We start from the raw sequence: 2,181 nt of genomic DNA on the forward strand, positions 1-2,181 counted from the left end.
AGGCATCGCTGGGTAGCTAGGTGCGGAAGGGATAAGTGCTGAAAGCATCTAAGCATGAAGCCCCCCTCAAGATGAGATTTCCCACAGTTTATACTGGTAAGATCCCTGAAAGATGATCAGGTTGATAGGTCCGGGGTGGAAGCGCGGCGACGCGTGGAGCTGACGGATACTAATCGATCGAGGACTTAACCAAATAGAAAAGCGAAGGGCGCCTTGAAAAAGGTGCACTGGAGCTAGACAATTCTCAAGGTTAGAAACGCGTTCTCCGTTTACAGTTTTTTCTCCCATCCGGTTTTCAGGGAACACATCCCAAAATTATACAGGTCCGGTGATAATGGCGGAAAGGTCACACCCGTTCCCATCCCGAACACGGAAGTTAAGCTTTCCAGCGCCGATGGTAGTTGGGGGTTTCCCCCTGCGAGAGTAGGACGTTGCCGGGCCAAAAGAGAACCGCAGACAAATGGTCTGTGGTTTTTTTATTTCTTTTACCATCCTCGCTTCAATCGTATGAAGGACGTAGCCCAACGATAAGGGAAGATAAATGCCGAGTATATGTAAAATTTTACTCGGAGGGGCAGATAAGTGAAAAAATGGGAAGACACTCTATTATCTAAATGTACACCTTGAAATGAACATCTAGAGAGAGGTTTCCCATGGATATGATATTACGTACAGGAACGGGAATTTTTAGAGTAACGAAAGGAATTAAGAAAACATCTCAAAAAGTGCAAAAAGTAAATTGAACATAGAGCCCCTCTATGTTAAGGAAGCAAACAAAAACGAAGGTCTTCCTTCACATAGAGTGTGTCTACGTTAAGAAAGCGCGGAAAAACGAAGGTCTTTCTTTACCTAGAGCGCGTCTACGTTAAGGAAGCAAACAAAAACGAAGATCTTCCTTCACTTAGAGCGCATCTACGTTAAGGAAGCGCGGAAAAAAGGCGGTCTTTCTTTACCTAGAGCGCGTCTACGTTAAGGAAGCAAGCAAAAACAAAGGTCTTCCTTAACATAGGGCGCATCTACATTAAGGAAGCGCGGAAAAAAGGCGGTCTTTCTTTACATAGAGCGCGTCTATGTTAAGGAATCAAACAAAAACAAAGGTCTTCCTTAACATAGGGCGCGTCTACGTTAAGGAAGCAAACAAAAACGAAGGTCTTCCTTCACTTAGAGCCCGTCTATGTTAAGGAAGCAAGCAAAAACAAAGGTCTTCCTTAACATAGGGCGCGTCTACGTTAAGGAAGCAAGCAAAAACGAAGGCCTTCCTTAACATAGGGCGCGTCTACGTTAAGGAAGCGCGGAAAATTGAGGGCCCTCCTTCACATAGAGCGCGTCTATGTTAAGAAAGCAAGCAAAAAAGACGGCCTTCCTTCACATATAGCCCGTCTACGTCAAGGAAGCAAACAAAAACGAGTCTCTTCCTTCACATAAAGCCCGTCTTCGTTAAGGTTTGCTGAAAGAATCCGATTCTGAGTTTGTACCCAATTTGTCAGCAAGCTCTTTCTTATCGCGTTCTTTTGAGACATACACACACCTGAAAAACCGGCATACGATACCATACATCATTTCGCTTTCTCGTTGCAACATTTGAAAAAATCTCTTTGATTGTGAATAGTCCGCGGAAATGATGGCAATTATAATGAGCAGGGGGTGGAGCAGATGGATCGGAGTGCCCTGAGACATGAACCGGAAATGTGCATTGTTTGTGAGAAATTGAAACATAACGGCATCCATCTTTATACATCATTTATCTGCAGTGACTGCGAAAAGGAAATGGTCCGTACCGATACGGGAGATCCGCGTTATTCCTATTTTGTCCGACAGTTGAAAGCAGTTCAAAGCCCAAAATGTATACATGACCAAGCATATTAAAACAGGCTTGGTTATTTTTTTGTTCTGCCCGTGTAAATGCTACTCTATGAAAAGATACTCAGACAATCGGAAAAACTTCAATCACCGTATGTGTAAAATTTTACTCGAAGGGGCAAATGAGTGGAAAAAAATGGGAAGACGCTCTATCATCTAATTGTACACTTCAAGATGAACATCTAGAGAGAGAGGTCTTCCCATGGATATTATATTAATAATTGCTGGATTATTAAAGGATACAAAGAGTCTTATCGAATTTGAAGAACAAATTAAAATTCTGATGCAGAAGGTTTTTACACAATGGGTTGGGGATGTATT

Annotated in this window: 1 protein-coding gene and 2 rRNA genes; all 3 read left to right on the forward strand. The window is 42.8% G+C overall.

Annotation, left to right across the window (positions count from 1 at the left end; all coding sequences use genetic code 11):
• Positions 1-193 (forward strand): 23S ribosomal RNA (locus P9687_RS16565); the annotation flags it as partial.
• Between the two features lie 131 nt (positions 194-324).
• Positions 325-440, forward strand: a 5S ribosomal RNA gene (rrf, locus tag P9687_RS16570).
• Positions 441-1,653: 1,213 nt separating this feature from the next.
• Positions 1,654-1,866, forward strand: a complete 213-nt coding sequence (locus P9687_RS16575; RefSeq protein ID WP_014096595.1) for a sigma factor G inhibitor Gin — start codon at positions 1,654-1,656, stop codon at positions 1,864-1,866.
• The last annotated feature ends 315 nt before the right edge of the window (positions 1,867-2,181 follow it).

Source organism: Weizmannia sp. CD-2023 (genome assembly GCF_036225245.1).
In the GTDB taxonomy this organism is placed as follows: Bacteria; Bacillota; Bacilli; order Bacillales; family Bacillaceae_C; genus Weizmannia; species Weizmannia faecalis.